Consider the following 14,460-nt stretch of genomic DNA (forward strand, 5'->3'; position numbering starts at 1 on the left):
CTGCGCAATGCCGTAAACCTACGGCAGCGTAAGTTTCCCGCCGGGAGCCCCCCTTCCCAGGCAGAACAGAGAGAAGGGTCCACTCCGTCCATGGCTGAGCTTGTCTACCGTCCCGCCATCGGTGCCGCCCGGACGTTGTTCAAGGCCTGGGACCTGAAGATCGATCTCAAGGGATCGGAGAACATCCCGCGCTCGGGCGGCGCGGTGCTGGTGAGCAACCACATCAGTTATCTCGACTTCATCTTCGACGGCCTCACCGCCCTGCCGCAGAAGCGCCTGGTCCGCTTCATGGCGAAGGAATCCGTGTTCCGGCACAAGATCTCCGGCCCCCTGATGCGCAACATGAAGCACATCCCGGTGGACCGCGAGAAGGGCGAGACGGCGTACGCGCACGCGCTGGACTCGCTGCGCTCGGGTGAAATCATCGGCGTCTTCCCCGAGGCCACGATCTCCCAGTCGTTCACGCTGAAGAGCTTCAAGTCGGGCGCCGCGCGCATGGCCCAGGAGGCGGGCGTCCCGCTGATCCCGATGGCCGTGTGGGGCACGCAGCGGCTGTGGACCAAGGGCCACCCGCGCAACTTCAAGCGCAGCCACATCCCGATCACCATCCGCGTCGGCGAGGCGATCGAGGCCTCGCGCGACAAGTACGCGGGCGCGATCACCCGGCAGCTGCGCGAGCGCGTGCAGGAACTCCTGGAAGCGGCGCAGCGCGCCTATCCCGTACGCCCCAGGGACGCGCACGACACGTGGTGGATGCCGGCGCACCTCGGCGGCACGGCTCCGACACCTGAAGAGGTGAAGGCCGCCGAGGCCCGCTGAGCCGCTGCCGCGGGGCCTGGACGGTGATCCGGTCCTGGCCCGGGCGGAGATCCATCAGAAGGGCCCTAGCGGGCCATCTCCTCCTTGAGTGCCGCCACGAAGCCGTCGACGTCGTCCTCTGTCGTGTCGAAGGCGCACATCCAGCGGACGTCTCCCGCGGTCTCGTCCCAGAAGTAGAAGCGGTACCGCTTCTGCAGGCGCTCGCTCACGTCGTGGGGCAGCCGGGCGAAGACCGCGTTGGCCTGCACCGGGTACAGGATCTCGACCCCGTGCACCGCGCGCACCCCCTCGGCGAGACGCTCCGCCATCTCGTTGGCGTGGCGGGCGTTGCGCAGCCACAGGTCCTTGCTGAGCAGGGCTTCCAACTGCACGGACACGAAGCGCGCCTTGGAGGCGAGCTGCATCGACAGCTTGCGCAGATGCTTCATGTGGCTGACGGCGTCCGCGTCGAGGACGACGACGGCCTCGCCGAACAGCGCGCCGTTCTTCGTGCCGCCGAAGGACAGGACGTCCACGCCGACCGCGTTGGTGAACGCCCGCATCGGTACGTCCAGGGAGGCGGCCGCGTTGGCTATCCGGGCCCCGTCGAGGTGCACCTTCATGCCGTGCCGGTGGGCGTGGTCACAGATCGCGCGGACCTCGTCGGGGGTGTAGACCGTGCCCAGTTCGGTGTTCTGGGTGATCGACACGACCTGCGGCATCGCCCGGTGCTCGTCGTCCCAGCCGTACGCCTGCCGGTCGATCAGCTCGGGGGTGAGCTTGCCGTCGGGCGTGGGCACCGTGAGCAGCTTCAGCCCGCCCATGCGCTCGGGAGCGCCGCCCTCGTCGACGTTGATGTGCGCGCTCTCCGCGCAGATCACCGCACCCCAGCGGTCGGTGAGCGCCTGCAGTGCCACGACGTTGGCGCCCGTGCCGTTGAAGACGGGGAACGCCTCGGCGCCCGCGCCGAAGTGGCCGCGCATCACCTGCTGGAGGTGGCCGGTGTAGTCGTCCTCGCCGTACGCGATCTGGTGTCCGCCGTTGGCCAGGGCCAGGGCGGCGAGCACCTCGGGGTGGGCCCCCGCGTAGTTGTCGCTGGCGAAGCCGCGCACCTGCGGGTCGTGGCGCCGCCGGGCGTCCGTCTTCGGTGGGTTCACGGCTTCTCGGTCAGCCACAGACGCTTTCCGTTCACTTCGGGGGCGGGCTGGTCCCAGACACCGGCGATGGCCTCGGCCAGGTCCTTGACGTCCGTGAAGCCCGCGAACTTGGCGTTCGGGCGCTCGGCGCGCATCGCGTCGTGCACCAGCGCCTTCACGACCAGGATGGCGGCCGCGGACGTCGGCCCGTCGGCGCCGCCCGCGATCCCCGCCTTGCGGAAGTAGTCGGCCATGGCCAGCGTCCACGCCTCGGCGGCGGCCTTGGCGGCCGCGTACGCGGCGTTGCCCGCGGTGGGCTTGCCGGCGCCCGCGGCGCTGATCAGGACGTACCGGCCGCGGTCGCTGCGCTGCAGGGCCTCGTGGAAGGCGAGGGACGTGTGCTGCACGGTGCGGATGAGCAGCAGTTCCAGCAGGTCCCAGTCGTCGAGACTGGTCTTGGTGAAGGTCTCGCTGCCGCGCCAGCCGCCGACGAGGTGGACGAGGCCGTCGACCCGCCCGAAGTCCTTCTCGACGCGGGTGGCCCAGTCTTTCGCGGAGTCCCGGTCGAGCAGGTCGACCGTGTCGCCGACGACGGTGGCGCCGCCGTGCGCGTAGCGGGCCGCGTCCACGGCCTCGGCCAGCCGCACGGGATCGTTGTCGGAGCCGACCACCACGGCACCGGCCTCGGCGAGCCGCAGCAGGGTCGCCCGGCCCACGGGCCCGCCCGCGCCGGCCACCGCGATCACCGCGCCGCTCAGCGCCCCGTTACCGTTCGCCATGATCCTCGCCTCCTGAGCAGTGTTCCCGACTCGGTCGCTCACGCGGCCGACCGCTCGACACTCGCAGCGGTGATGCCCCGGGTCGAGGCGATCACGTTCTTCAGCTTCTTGGAGAGTGCCTCATAGAACATGCTCAGGGGAAACTCGTCCGGAAGCACGTCGTCCACCAGTTTCCGCGGCGGCAGCGACACGTCGAGGGCGTCGGGGCCCTTGGCCCAGCGGGAACCCGGGTGCGGGGCGAGGTACTGGGACACCAGGTCGTACGCGGCGAACCAGTGGACCAGTTTCGGACGGTCGATGCCGTCGCGGTACAGCTTCTCGATCTCGGCGCACAGCTCGTTGGTGACCTGCGGGGCGCGCTGCCAGTCGATGAACAGCTTGTTGTCGGTCCAGCGCACGACATCGTGCTTGTGCAGGTAGGCGAAGAGCAGCTGCCCGCCGAGGCCGTCGTAGTTGCGGACGCGGTCTCCGGTCACGGGGAAGCGGAACATCCGGTCGAAGAGCACCGCGTACTGGACGTCACGGCCCTGCGGGAAGCCGTCGGCCTCCAGCTTCACGGCCTCCCTGAAGGCGGTGAGGTCGCAGCGCAGCTCCTCCAGGCCGTACATCCAGAACGGCTGGCGCTGCTTGATCATGAAGGGGTCGAAGGGCAGGTCGCCGTGGCTGTGGGTGCGGTCGTGGACCATGTCCCACAGGACGAAGGCCTGCTCGCAGCGTGTCTGGTCGCCGACCATCTCACGGATGTCGTCGGGCAGTTCGAGGCCGAGCGTGCCGACGGCGGCCTCGGTGACCCGGCGGAAGCGGGCGGCCTCGCGGTCGCAGAAGATGCCGCCCCAGCTGAACCGCTCCGGGGCCTCGCGCACGGCGATGGTCTCGGGGAAGAGGACGGCCGAGTTGGTGTCGTATCCGGCGGTGAAGTCCTCGAAGGTGATGCCGCAGAACAGCGGGTTGTCGTAGCGGGTGCGCTCCAGGTCGGCCAGCCAGTCGGGCCAGACCATGCGCAGCACGACCGCTTCGAAGTTGCGGTCCGGATTGCCGTTCTGCGTGTACATCGGGAAGAGGACCAGGTGCTCAAGGCCGTCCTCGCGGTGCGCAGCGGGCTGGAAGGCCAGCAGCGAGTCGAGGAAGTCGGGCACCCGGAAACCGCCGTCGCTCCAGTGGCGCAGGTCCTTGACGAGCGCGGCGTGGTACTCGGCGTCGTGCGGGACGAGCGGCGACAGCTCCTGTACGGCGTCCATGACCCGGCGCACGGCCAGTTCGATGTCGGCCGGGTCGGGGGCACTCTCGGCGTCGAAGTCGATCGAGCCGTCCTTCGACTGCCATGGCCGGATTCGCTCCACGGCGTCCTTGAGCACGGGCCATGCCGGGTGGTTCACCACCCTGCTCCGGGGAGGAACCCGCTCCTCCGCACCCACCTGCACAAGAATTTCCGTCATGACCCATCCTCCACGGGAGAACCTCGCGTAGGGACACGGTATGCGTGCGGGACTCTCCGCCACAAGTGGAGACTCGGGAGATTGTCCCGTCACCTCGCGACTTCACCGCTATTTTTCCTGCGAGAAACCGTTGAGGCGATTACTTCGGCCGTTCGCTGGGTAGCCGCCGAGTTCCGGCCAGTCCCCTGGCGACGTCCGGTCAACCCGCCGGGGACTCGCCCACGAGGGGGTGAGCCCGAAAGGGTGCGGCAGGGCCCGCTCGCGCGGCGGGAAGGCCTCATTCCCGGCCACCGGAGCGGGTCCAACGCCGGTCGGGACCATTAAGCTGCGGCCTTGCCGCGTGGGCACGGGACCGCAGCACGCGGCAGCCGAGCCGCCGTCGACGGAAGCGGAGTCAACCCTTGAACTTCCTCACCATCGGTCATCGCGGAATCATGGGTGTCGAACCGGAGAACACCCTTCGTTCCTTCACCGCCGCCCAGCAGGCGGGCCTCGACCTGATCGAGCTGGATCTGCATCTGAGCAAGGACGGCGCGCTCGTCGTCATGCACGACGCCGACGTGGACCGTACGACCGACGGTTCCGGGCCGATCGCCGAGAAGACCCTCGCCGAGCTGCGGGTGCTGGACGCGGGACGCGGTGAGCGCGTCCCGGTGTTCGAGGAGGTCCTGGACGCCGTCACGGCCCCGCTCCAGGCCGAGATCAAGGACGTGGCCGCGGCCCGGGCACTCGCCGAGGTCATGAACCGGCGCGACCTGGTCGGCCGGGTCGAGGTCCTGTCCTTCCACGACGAGGCGATCGCCGAGATCGCGCGGCTCGTGCCCGGCGTCCGCACGGCGCTGGTCGCCAGCCGCTATGGCATCGATGTCGTCGAGCGGGCGACCGCGGTCGGCGCCACGACCCTCGTGCTGAACATCCGGCGGCTGACCCTGGAGGTCGTCGAGCGCGCGCGCAAGTCGGACCTGCGGATCATCGGCTGGGTCGTGAACACCCAGGACCATCTGCGGCTGGTCCGCGCCCTGGAGCTGGACGGCGCGACCACCGACTACCCGGAAATCAAACGCACCGGCCGCTTCACGGCGTGACCGTCGACAGCGTGACGACCAGCCGAAACGACTAAGCGAGCGGCTGTCCGAGCGGCTTCGCCAGGAGCTCGAACCGCAGGTCGTCGCGCTGTGGGACGCCGAACCGCTCGTCGCCGTACGGGAAGGGAGTCGTCTCTCCCGTACGGCGGTAGCCGCGCCGCTCGTACCAGGCGATGAGGTCCTCACGCACGGATATCACCGTCATGTGCATCTCCGTGACGCCCCAGGTCTCCTGGGCCAGCCGCTCCGCCTCGGCGATGATCACCTTGCCGAGCCCCGCTCCCTGGAGCGCGGGGCTGACCGCGAACATGCCGAAGAACGCGTGCGTACCGCGGTGTTCGAGCTGGCAGCAGGCGACCACCGCGCCGTCGCGCTCGACGATCAGCAGGCGGCTGTCGGGCGACCTGACGACCGCCAGGACGCCCTCCGGGTCCGTCCGCTGCCCCTCCAGTATGTCTGCCTCGGTGGTCCAGCCTGCGCGGCTGGAGTCGCCTCGGTAGGCCGACTCGACCAGTGCGACGAGGGTGTCCACGTCGGCGTCGACGGCGTCACGGAAGGTCAGTCCGTCGATGGTCGGTCCGTCGGGGGCGATGTGCATGGAACATTCTCCGATCTCGGCGCGGCCCGGGCACCGATGAGAGTAACGCTCCCGTCGCTGCCGTCGCTGCCGTCGCTCCCTTCAGAAGCCCTCTAGGCTCGGGGCGCATGGTGCATGTACTGAGCAGCCGGACCTTGCTCCGCCCCACCGACCCCGAGCGATCCCGTGCCTTCTACGGCGAGAAGCTCGGTCTGCCCGTCTACCGCGAGTTCGGTACGGGCCCCGAGCGCGGCACCGTCTACTTCCTCGGCGGCGGCTTCCTGGAGATCTCGGGCCGTTCCGGGGAACCCCCCTCCCCCGCCGTCAAGCTGTGGCTGCAGGTGGCCGACGTGACGGCGGTGTACGAGGAACTCGTGGCCGCGGGGATCGAGGTGCGCCGGCCGCCGGTGAAGGAGCCGTGGGGGCTCGTCGAGATGTGGCTCGCGGACCCGGACGGAACAGAGATCGTCATCTGTGAGGTCCCGGAAGATCATCCCCTGCGGTACCGCCCTTGAGGCCGGCTCTGAGCGCGGTAGGGGCGAGTCCCGCAGTCCCGCAGGGGTCGGCCCCGCCTTGCTCAGCCCGCGGCGCTCAGCCCGCCGCCGTGCTCGCCGTCAGCGCCTCGCGGAGCCAGGAGTCCGCGCCGCCGAGGGTCAGGTCCGGCGTCAGCTCCCCTGCCAGCTGCCAGTAGCGGGACATCACCGGGTGATCCGCCGCGGCGAGGCGCACGGTGAGGGCGCGGCGGAAGGCGGGGCTGTCGCGGGTGCCGCCGTCGCGGGCGTGGGCGGCGACATAGCAGTCCAGCGCCTCGCCGGGACCGGGGGCGCGGCCGGCCCGCAGGGCGGCGTCCACCAGGTGGTACGCCTCGTGCAGGCCGTCGTAGAGCAGGTCCGGGTGTGCGGCGGTGACGGGCCGGTGGGACACGAGGCAGCGGTCGGTGGCGGCCGTCGCCAGGGCGTGGATGCGGGCGAAGGCGAGGACCTGGTCCGCGGTCGGGTCGGCCGAGGGCTGCGGGACGGCCCGCTCGGTGACGGCGGCGCGGAGCCGGGCGGAGAGGCGGACCGGCAGCACGCGGCGCCAGTAGTGCGCGAGGGCGGACGTGCTGGGCGGGACGCTGACCGCCCCGATCAGCTCCAGGCGTTCCGCGAGCTGCTCCGGGGCGCCGTCCTGGAGTGCCCGCAGTGCGGCCTCGCGCCAGCGCAGGGCGGCGAGCTCGGTGCCGAGGTCGTCCAGCCGGCGCGCCACGACGGCCTCCAGGGTGTCCCCGCGGTCGAGGAGCCGCCCGATCTCGGGGACGGGCACGCCGAGCGAGCGCAGCGCGCGGATCGTGCGCAGGCGGGCCGGCGCCTCGGGGCCGTACCTGCGGTGGCCGCCACCGCTGCGCGAGGCCTCGGGCAGCAGGCCCCGGTCGGAGTAGAAGCGCACGGTTTTGACCGTGGTCCCCGCCCCCGCGGCGAGGTCGCCGATGCTCAGGGCGCCGTCAGCTGGCAAGGGTTGCACCTCCCTCAGGGGGAGTTCCTAGGGTACCCACGACGCATTCACCCCCTGGAGGTGCTGATGTCCGTGTTCATCCTGGTCTCCGGCCCGTTCACCGACGGACGGATCTGGAGCGAGGTGGTCGGACGGCTGCGGGAGTCGGGCGCCGAGGCGTACCCGGTGACCCTGAGCAGACAGCCCGAGGCCGGTCTTCGGACGCATGTCGAGGACGTGGTCCGGCTGATCGACTCCCTGGCGCCGAGCGGCGAGCTGGTGCTGGTCGGCCACGACTACGCCGTCCACCCCGTGCTGGGCGCGGCGGACCGCCGCCCGGAGCGGGTGGCGCGGATCGTTCACCTGGACGCCGGGCTGCCGCAGGACGGGGATACGGCGCTGGCCCTGGTGCAGGACCCGTCGGTGCACGACCTGCTGCGTGCGGAGGACGCCGGGCCCCTCCCACCGCCGGAACCGGACCAGTGGCAGCTGTGGGGCAGCACGGAAGGGCTGTCGGCAGGGCAGTTGGAGCTGCTGAGCCGGCTGGCCGCCCCGCAGCCGCCGCGTACCCTGACGCAGCCGCTGCGGCTGATCGGCGCCGCCGCGACCGTACCGACCAGCGGAATCCTGTGCACGGCGGGCGGGATGACCCTGGAGCTGGTCGAGGCGCTGGTACGCACGGGTCCGCCGCAGCTGCGGAAGCTGGCCGATCCGCGGGTGGGGTTCTTCGAACTGGCCACCGGCCACTGGCCGATGCTCTCCTGCCCGGACGAACTGGCCGGGGTGCTGCTCCGCGCGGCAGCGGGCGAGGGGCGGCGGCTGACCGTACCTGAGTGCGAGGCGCCGTCCCGGCGGCCCTTCCTGCTCGACGCCCCGGAGCGGACGCGGGTGCGCAGCGGGCGGGTGGACCTGCACCTGCCGGAACCGGGAGGTGCGCAAGAGCCCCGTCCCGCGGTGCTGTTCGTGCACGGCGGCCCGGTGCCGCCCGACCTCGTGCCGGCGCCGCGCGACTCCGCGTTCTACGTCGGATACGCCCGGTACGCGGCGAGCCTGGGCGCGGTGGGCGCGGTCGTGGAGCACCGTCTGCACGGCATCACCGACTACGCGCGGGCCGCGGACGACGTGGCCGAGGCCGTCGGACTGCTGCGGGCCGACCACCGTGTGGACGCGCGGCGCATCGCGGTGTGGTTCTTCTCCGGCGCGGGGCTGCTCGCCGCGGACTGGATCGCCGACCCGCCCCCATGGCTGCGCTGCCTGGCCCTCACCTACCCGATCCTGGCGCCGCTGCCGGGCTGGGGCGCGGTCGGTCCCCGCTTCGGCCCGGTCGGCGCGCTCCGCGCCGGCGACGGGACGCCGCCGCCTCTCGTGCTCACCCGGGCGGGCCTGGAGACGCCGCAGATCGCCGCCACGGTGGCGGAGTTCGTGACCGCGGCCGAGGAGACGAAGGCCCCGGTCGAGATCATCGACGTCCCGCACGGCCGCCACGGCTTCGAGACCCACGAACCGACGGACGAGTCCCGGGAGGCCGTGGCCCTGGCCGTGCGCACGGTGCTCAGCCATCTGGAGCGGCCGTCGTGACCGCCCCCCTCCCCGCCACCGGTACTGATCGTCCTCAGTGTTCCTCGCGCTGCGGCACCACCGTGTACTTCGGGTCCTCCGCCGACGCGACGCCCGCGGCGAAGACCCCGAAGCGGGTGCAGGCCGAACCGGCCAGCAGGGCCAGACCGCTCGCGGCGGCTGCCGGGCGGTGGCGGCCCAGCAGGACCGCGCCGGCGGCGCCCGCGAGGGTGAGGGTCCTGGCCGTACGGAGCAGGGTGCCCGCGCGGCCCTCACGGTAGGTCTCCGCGACCATGCCGAGGCGGTGTTCGGCGGCCCGGTCGGTCGCCGTCTCGGCCGCCGCGGCCAGGGCGGCGGCGCAGCGGGCGGGGGCGGATTCGCCCGGGGGCCCGGCCACGAGGGCCATCCCGGCCGCGGCGGCCGTCGCCGAGGCGGCGAACAGATAGGGCAGTTCACGGTGGGCGCCGTGCCAGGCGGGGACGGCCGTGTCCGCCGCGAGGACGGCGGTGTACGTGGCGACGGCCGGGCCCAGCAGCGCGGCGCCCGCGGTCGCGGCCGTGCCGGTTCTGGGGAGCCGGCCGGTGACGGCGGTGAGGGCCGCCACGCCGGACAGCGGACCGTAGACGCTGAGCAGCCATGAGCCCATGCTCATCGGCGAGGTCGGTTTGAAGACGCGCAGCATGTGGGTGAAGCGGCCCGGCCTGCCCAGGTCGTGGATGAGCGCCGCCGCGGAGCACGACACGGCGGCGGCCGAGGACACCTTCAGGGCCGTCGCCGTTCTGCGTCGCCCTGTCAGCTGCGAGGCCGCCGCCAGGACCGAGCCGGCGCCCGCGAGCCCGCCCAGGAAGAAGTACCCGGCGATGTCGGTCGCGGACCAGGACGGCGGTTTGATCACGGGCCGTCCGTAGTACGACGCGAACTCGGCGCGCGGGACCATCGCCTGCTCGCCCTTCGTTCCCCTCGCCCCCTTCATGAGGTCCTCTTCCGTCGGGCGAGCGCCGGCAGGACGAAGGACAGGGCGGCGGTCCCGAGGAGGGAGAGGGCCGCCGCGCCCGCGTGCTTCCACATGGCGGGCAGGTCGCGGGTGGTGACCCGGGGCTTCGGCGGCAGGCCGTAGACCTCGGGCTCGTCGAGCAGCAGGAAGAACGCGCCGTCGCCGCCCACTCCGTCGTCCGGGTCGTGGCCGTACAGGCGCGCGTCGCTCACGCCCGCCTCGTGCAGCTGGTCGACCCGCAGGGCGGCCCGCTCGCGCAGTTCGTCCAGCGGGCCGAACTGGATCGACTCCGTCGGGCAGGCCTTCGCACAGGCCGGTTCCTGTCCGGCGCCGAGCCGGTCGTAGCACATGGTGCACTTGAACACCCGTCCGTCGGCGGGCCGTTGCTCGATGACGCCGTACGGGCAGGCCGGCACGCAGTAGCCGCAGCCGTTGCAGATGTCCTCCTGGACGACGACCGTGCCGAACTCCGTGCGGAAGAGGGAGCCGGTCGGGCAGACGTCGAGGCAGGCGGCGTGGGTGCAGTGCTTGCACACGTCGGAGGACATCAGCCAGCGGAACTCGCCGTCGGCGGGCGGGGGTTCGGGTGGCCCGTCGGCGAGCGGCAGTTGGGTCCGGCCCTCGGGCGCCGGTCGCGCCGGCTGCTCGATGAACGCCACGTGCCGCCACGTCGAGGCGCCGAGCGCCTGCGTGTTGTCGTACGACATGCCGGTCAGGGAGAGGCCGTCCTCCGGGATGGCGTTCCACTCCTTGCAGGCCACCTCGCAGGCCTTGCAGCCGATGCACACGGAGGTGTCCGTGAAGAACCCCACCCGTTCCCGGCCGTCGCCCGCCTGCGCCGTCCCCGCCGTCCCCGCTGTCCCTGTCGTGCCTGTCGTCCCTGTCGTCCCTGTCGTGCCTGTCGTCTCCGTCATGTACGGGTCTCCGTTCCGGTGGCGGCGGTGATCCCCGCGCGGGTGCGGTACTCGGCCAGCAGCCGGGGCAGTTCGGGTCCGCGCGGGCGGCGGCCCGGGCGGATGTCGGCGGTGAGGGCCTTGTCCTCCTGGATATGGGCGTTGGGGTCGAGCGTGATGGCCACGAGTTCGTTGGCCGCGTCGCCCTTGGACAGGCCGTTCGGGCCCCAGTGGAAGGGCAGTCCGATCTGATGCACGGTGCGGCCCCGCACGGTCAGCGGCCGGATCCGCCCGGTGACCAGCACCCGTGCCTCGACCGCTCCCCGTGCCGTGACGATCGTGGCCCAGCCGGTGTGCGTGAGACCGCGCTCGGCCGCCAGCTCGGGCGAGATCTCGCAGAAGAACTCGGGCTGCAGCTCGGCGAGGTACGGGGACCAGCGGCTCATCCCGCCCGCCGTGAAGTGCTCGGTCAGCCGGTAGGTGGTGACGATGTACGGGAAGACGTCCGAGCCCTGCTCGTCACCGCTCGGGTGGTGGCGGTTGCCCTCGTGCGGCAGCAGCTGCCGGGCCGGGTTGCGGGTGGTCGAGGGGTGCAGGGCGTTGCGGAACGGCGAGTCCTGCGGCTCGTAGTGCGTGGGCAGCGGACCGTCCTCAAGGCCCGCGGGCGCGTACAGCCAGCCCTTGCCGTCGGCCTGCATGATGAACGGGTCGTCGCCGCGCAGCGCGTCCGGGCCCGTCGCGTCCGGGTCCGGCACATGGCCCGGGGCCCGGTCGGGCACGAAGTCGGGGACGTCGTGGCCGGTCCACTTCCCCTCCGCCTCGTCCCACCAGACGTACGCCTTGCGCTCGCTCCAGGGGGTGCCGTCGGGCGCGGCGGAGGCACGGTTGTAGAGGATGCGCCGGTTGGCGGGCCAGGCCCAGGCCCATTCGGCGGCGACCCAGTCCTGCTCCGACTCCGGTTTTCTGCGGGCGGCCTGGTTGACGCCGTCCGCGTACACACCGCAGTAGATCCAGCAGCCGCACCGCGTGGAACCGTCGTCCTTGAGTTCGGTGTACGCGCTCAGCGGGCTGCCGTCCGCGGCGTGTCCGTTGATCTCGCCGAGCACCGAGGCCGCCTGGGGTTCGCGCAGCGGGCCGTCCACCGGGTAGTCCCAGGTGAGGTCCTGGACCGGTCGGTCCATCGGGTCGGTGGAGCCGGCCAGCCTCTCCTTGATGCGGCGGCCCAGGTGGTACATGAACCACAGGTCGCTGCGCGCGTCGCCCTCGGGTTCGACGGCCGCGTGGTGCCACTGCACCCAGCGGTTGGTGTTGGTGAAGGAGCCCGACTTCTCCGTGTGCGCGGCGGCGGGGAAGAAGAAGACCTCCGTGCCGATCTCCTCGGTGCGCAGCTCCCCGTTCTCGATCTCGGGTCCGTCCTGCCACCAGGTCGCCGACTCGATGAGCGAGAAATCGCGGACGACGAGCCACTCCAGCTGTGCCATGCCGAGCCGCTGGAGCCGGGTGTTCGCCGAGCCGACCGCCGGGTTCTCGCCCATCAGGAAGTAGCCCTTGCAGACGCCGTCGAGCTGCGCCAGGACGGTGTCGTAGGTCGAGTGGGAGCCGGTGAGCCGGGGCAGGTGGTCGAAGCAGAAGTCGTTCTCGGGGGTGGCCGCGTCGCCGTAGTAGGCCTTGAGGAGGCTGACGAAGTAGGCCCGCATGTTGCCCCAGAAGCCTTTGTCCGTACGGCTCGCCGTGATCAGGTCGTCGAAGGTCTCGTTCTCGTGGGCGTACGGCATGGGCAGATAGCCGGGCAGCAGGTTGAACAGGGTCGGGATGTCGCTGGAGCCCTGGATGGAGGCGTGGCCGCGCAGGGCCTGGATGCCGCCGCCGGGCCGGCCGATGTTGCCGAGGAGCAGCTGAAGGATGCTCGCGGCGCGGATGTACTGGGAGCCCACCGAGTGCTGGGTCCAGCCGACCGCGTAGACGAAGGCGCTGGTGCGCTCGCGGCCGGAGCTGGAGGTCAGCTCGTCGCACACCCGCAGGAAGGTCTCGCGGGGTACGCCGCAGACGTCCTCGACCAGTTCGGGCGTGTAGCGGGCGTAGTGCCGCTTGAGGACCTGGTAGACGCAGCGCGGGTGCTGGAGTGTCTCGTCGGACGGGGCGCGGCGGCCGGTCCTGGCTCCGCCCGAGCCGTGTGCCTCGGGGCCCGCCGCCTTGCGCACCCGGTCCTCGTACTGTTCGTCGGCCTCGCCGGTGGGCTGCTGGACCTCGACGCCCTCGTACTGCCAGCTGTGCGGGTCGTAGTGGTGCTTGTCCTCGTCGAAGCCGGAGAAGACTCCGTCGAGGTCCTCGGTGTCGCGGAAGTCCTCGCCGACCAGGGCCGCCGCGTTGGTGTAGTGCAGGACGTACTCGCGGAAGTCCTTCTCCTCGGTGAGGACGTGGTTGATGATCCCGCCGAGGAAGGCGATGTCGGTTCCGGCCCGGAGCGGGACGTGCAGGTCGGCGAGGGCGCTGGTGCGGGTGAAGCGCGGGTCGACGTTGATGATGCGGGCTCCGCGCGCCTTGGCCTCCATGACCCACTGGAAGCCGACCGGGTGGCACTCGGCGAAGTTGGAGCCCTGGATGACGACGCAGTCGGCGTGCTGGAGGTCCTGCATGAAGGTGGTGGCGCCGCCCCGGCCGAAGGAGGTGCCGAGGCCGGCCACGGTGGAGCTGTGGCAGACCCGGGCCTGGTTCTCCACCTGGACCACGCCGAGGCCGGTCAGCAACTTCTTGATCAGGTAGTTCTCCTCGTTGTCGAGGGTCGCGCCGCCCAGGCTCGCGATACCGAGCGTGCGGGCCGTACGCAGCCCCTCGTGCTCCCACTCCCAGGTGCGGCGCCGCGTCTCGACCACCCGGTCGGCGACCATGTCCATCGCCGTCTCCAGGTCGAGGGGCTCCCATTCGGTGCCGTACGGGCGGCGATGGAGCACTTGGTGGAGGCGGGCGTCGCCGGTGGTGAGCTGGAGGGTCGCCGAGCCTTTCGGGCAGAGGCGGCCGCGGCTGATCGGCGAGTCCGGGTCGCCCTCGATCTGGACGACCTTGTCGTCCTTCACGTACACCTGCTGACCGCAGCCGACGGCACAGTACGGGCAGACGGACCGGGCGACCCGGTCGGCCGTCTCGGTGCGCGGGCGCAGCTGCTGGGTGCGCGCCGAGGTGACGGCGCTGCCGCGGCCCAGTGGGTCCGCCCCGGTGAGCTGACGGTAGACGGGCCAGTCCTGGAGCCGCTTGCGCACACCCACGGTGCTTCCTCCGCCGGTCGTTCGGTTGTTTCTTTCGTGCGGTTGTTCTTTCGTGGTCAGCCGGTCGTCGGTCCCGGTCAGCCCTTGCAGAGGCAGAACGGGTGGCCCGCGGGGTCCGCGTACACGCGGAAGCCCCGGGTGCCGCCCTCGTCGTCCAGGTCGAGCGGGGTGGCGCCGAGGGCCAGCACCTGGGCCTGGGCCGCGCCGATGTCCGGCACGTCGAAGTCGAGGTGCAGCTGCTGGGAGTTGGAGTCGGCGTTCGGCCAGTCCGGCGGGCGGTGGTCCGGGACCCGCTGGAAGGAGATGCGGTGCCCGCCGGGCGCGTAGAGGTCGTACCAGTTGTCGTTGTACGGCTTGACCTCGCCGCCCAGGACGCTCGCGTAGAACTCCGCCAGGGCGGGCGGGTCCGGGCAGTCGAGTGCTACGAGGCTGTACGTGGCGATGGCCATGCTGATCCCTTCGTTGCGGAGTT

Annotated in this window: 13 protein-coding genes; 4 read left to right on the top strand and 9 right to left on the bottom strand. The window is 71.6% G+C overall.

Annotated features, from left to right (window positions below):
- The first annotated feature begins 90 nt into the window (after positions 1–90).
- Complete coding sequence (locus AOK01_RS23175; RefSeq protein ID WP_055514750.1) at positions 91–819, top strand: lysophospholipid acyltransferase family protein; 729 nt, start codon at positions 91–93, stop codon at positions 817–819.
- 65 nt (positions 820–884) lie between these two features.
- On the opposite strand, the gene AOK01_RS23180 is transcribed toward AOK01_RS23175, so the two are convergent.
- From AOK01_RS23180 to AOK01_RS23190, 3 genes are read right to left on the bottom strand one after another with little or no spacing between them, the layout of a single operon-like run.
- Complete coding sequence (locus tag AOK01_RS23180; protein ID WP_055514752.1) at positions 885–1,955, bottom strand: threonine aldolase family protein; 1,071 nt, start codon at positions 1,953–1,955, stop codon at positions 885–887.
- Positions 1,952–2,713, bottom strand: coding sequence for an SDR family NAD(P)-dependent oxidoreductase (locus AOK01_RS23185; protein WP_055514754.1), 762 nt, complete (start codon positions 2,711–2,713; stop codon positions 1,952–1,954). The genes AOK01_RS23180 and AOK01_RS23185 overlap by 4 nt, the downstream gene beginning before the upstream one ends.
- Before the next feature lie 38 nt (positions 2,714–2,751).
- Complete coding sequence (locus AOK01_RS23190; RefSeq protein WP_055514756.1) at positions 2,752–4,149, bottom strand: DUF6421 family protein; 1,398 nt, start codon at positions 4,147–4,149, stop codon at positions 2,752–2,754.
- Positions 4,150–4,550: 401 nt separating this feature from the next.
- Between AOK01_RS23190 and AOK01_RS23195 the strand changes: the two genes are divergently transcribed.
- Positions 4,551–5,234, top strand: coding sequence for a glycerophosphodiester phosphodiesterase (locus AOK01_RS23195; RefSeq protein WP_055514758.1), 684 nt, complete (start codon positions 4,551–4,553; stop codon positions 5,232–5,234).
- 31 nt (positions 5,235–5,265) lie between these two features.
- On the opposite strand, the gene AOK01_RS23200 is transcribed toward AOK01_RS23195, so the two are convergent.
- Positions 5,266–5,832, bottom strand: coding sequence for a GNAT family N-acetyltransferase (locus tag AOK01_RS23200; protein ID WP_055514760.1), 567 nt, complete (start codon positions 5,830–5,832; stop codon positions 5,266–5,268).
- A gap of 107 nt (positions 5,833–5,939) precedes the next feature.
- On the opposite strand from AOK01_RS23200, the gene AOK01_RS23205 reads away from it, so the two are divergent.
- Complete coding sequence (locus tag AOK01_RS23205; protein ID WP_055514762.1) at positions 5,940–6,326, top strand: VOC family protein; 387 nt, start codon at positions 5,940–5,942, stop codon at positions 6,324–6,326.
- A gap of 76 nt (positions 6,327–6,402) precedes the next feature.
- On the opposite strand, the gene AOK01_RS23210 is transcribed toward AOK01_RS23205, so the two are convergent.
- Positions 6,403–7,302 carry a helix-turn-helix domain-containing protein gene (locus AOK01_RS23210; RefSeq protein ID WP_055514764.1) on the bottom strand — a complete coding sequence of 300 codons (900 nt, stop codon included), beginning with the start codon at positions 7,300–7,302 and terminating at the stop codon, positions 6,403–6,405.
- A gap of 66 nt (positions 7,303–7,368) precedes the next feature.
- Here AOK01_RS23210 and AOK01_RS23215 point away from each other — a divergent pair, with 66 nt between their 5' ends.
- Complete coding sequence (locus AOK01_RS23215; RefSeq protein WP_055514766.1) at positions 7,369–8,859, top strand: alpha/beta hydrolase; 1,491 nt, start codon at positions 7,369–7,371, stop codon at positions 8,857–8,859.
- A 34-nt stretch (positions 8,860–8,893) separates the two neighbouring features.
- Here the strand turns inward: AOK01_RS23215 and nrfD are convergent, their stop codons facing one another.
- From nrfD to AOK01_RS23235, 4 genes are all read right to left on the bottom strand, one after another.
- Complete coding sequence (nrfD, locus tag AOK01_RS23220) at positions 8,894–9,811, bottom strand: NrfD/PsrC family molybdoenzyme membrane anchor subunit (RefSeq protein ID WP_245702375.1); 918 nt, start codon at positions 9,809–9,811, stop codon at positions 8,894–8,896.
- Positions 9,808–10,746 (bottom strand): 4Fe-4S dicluster domain-containing protein, encoded by a 939-nt coding sequence (locus AOK01_RS23225; protein ID WP_245702376.1) that lies wholly within the window; start codon positions 10,744–10,746, stop codon positions 9,808–9,810. The genes nrfD and AOK01_RS23225 overlap by 4 nt, the downstream gene beginning before the upstream one ends.
- Positions 10,743–13,988, bottom strand: coding sequence for a formate dehydrogenase (gene fdh, locus AOK01_RS23230; RefSeq protein WP_055514770.1), 3,246 nt, complete (start codon positions 13,986–13,988; stop codon positions 10,743–10,745). The genes AOK01_RS23225 and fdh overlap by 4 nt, the downstream gene beginning before the upstream one ends.
- A gap of 77 nt (positions 13,989–14,065) precedes the next feature.
- Entirely contained in the window at positions 14,066–14,437 is a 372-nt protein-coding gene (locus AOK01_RS23235) for a VOC family protein (protein ID WP_055514772.1), read from the bottom strand.
- Positions 14,438–14,460: the final 23 nt, after the last annotated feature.

The organism is Streptomyces aurantiacus, from assembly GCF_001418335.1.
GTDB lineage: Bacteria > Actinomycetota > Actinomycetes > Streptomycetales > Streptomycetaceae > Streptomyces > Streptomyces aurantiacus.

Bases quoted from the DNA above. Each gene is read 5' to 3' on its own strand.
- nrfD (WP_245702375.1), bottom strand. From the start codon at position 9,811: ATGAAGGGGGCGAGGGGAACGAAGGGCGAGCAGGCGATGGTCCCGCGC.
- AOK01_RS23185 (WP_055514754.1), bottom strand. From the start codon at position 2,713: ATGGCGAACGGTAACGGGGCGCTGAGCGGCGCGGTGATCGCGGTGGCC.
- AOK01_RS23190 (WP_055514756.1), bottom strand. From the start codon at position 4,149: ATGACGGAAATTCTTGTGCAGGTGGGTGCGGAGGAGCGGGTTCCTCCC.
- AOK01_RS23205 (WP_055514762.1), top strand. From the start codon at position 5,940: ATGGTGCATGTACTGAGCAGCCGGACCTTGCTCCGCCCCACCGACCCC.
- AOK01_RS23235 (WP_055514772.1), bottom strand. From the start codon at position 14,437: ATGGCCATCGCCACGTACAGCCTCGTAGCACTCGACTGCCCGGACCCG.
- AOK01_RS23175 (WP_055514750.1), top strand. From the start codon at position 91: ATGGCTGAGCTTGTCTACCGTCCCGCCATCGGTGCCGCCCGGACGTTG.
- AOK01_RS23200 (WP_055514760.1), bottom strand. From the start codon at position 5,832: ATGCACATCGCCCCCGACGGACCGACCATCGACGGACTGACCTTCCGT.
- AOK01_RS23215 (WP_055514766.1), top strand. From the start codon at position 7,369: ATGTCCGTGTTCATCCTGGTCTCCGGCCCGTTCACCGACGGACGGATC.
- AOK01_RS23225 (WP_245702376.1), bottom strand. From the start codon at position 10,746: ATGACGGAGACGACAGGCACGACAGGGACGACAGGGACGACAGGCACG.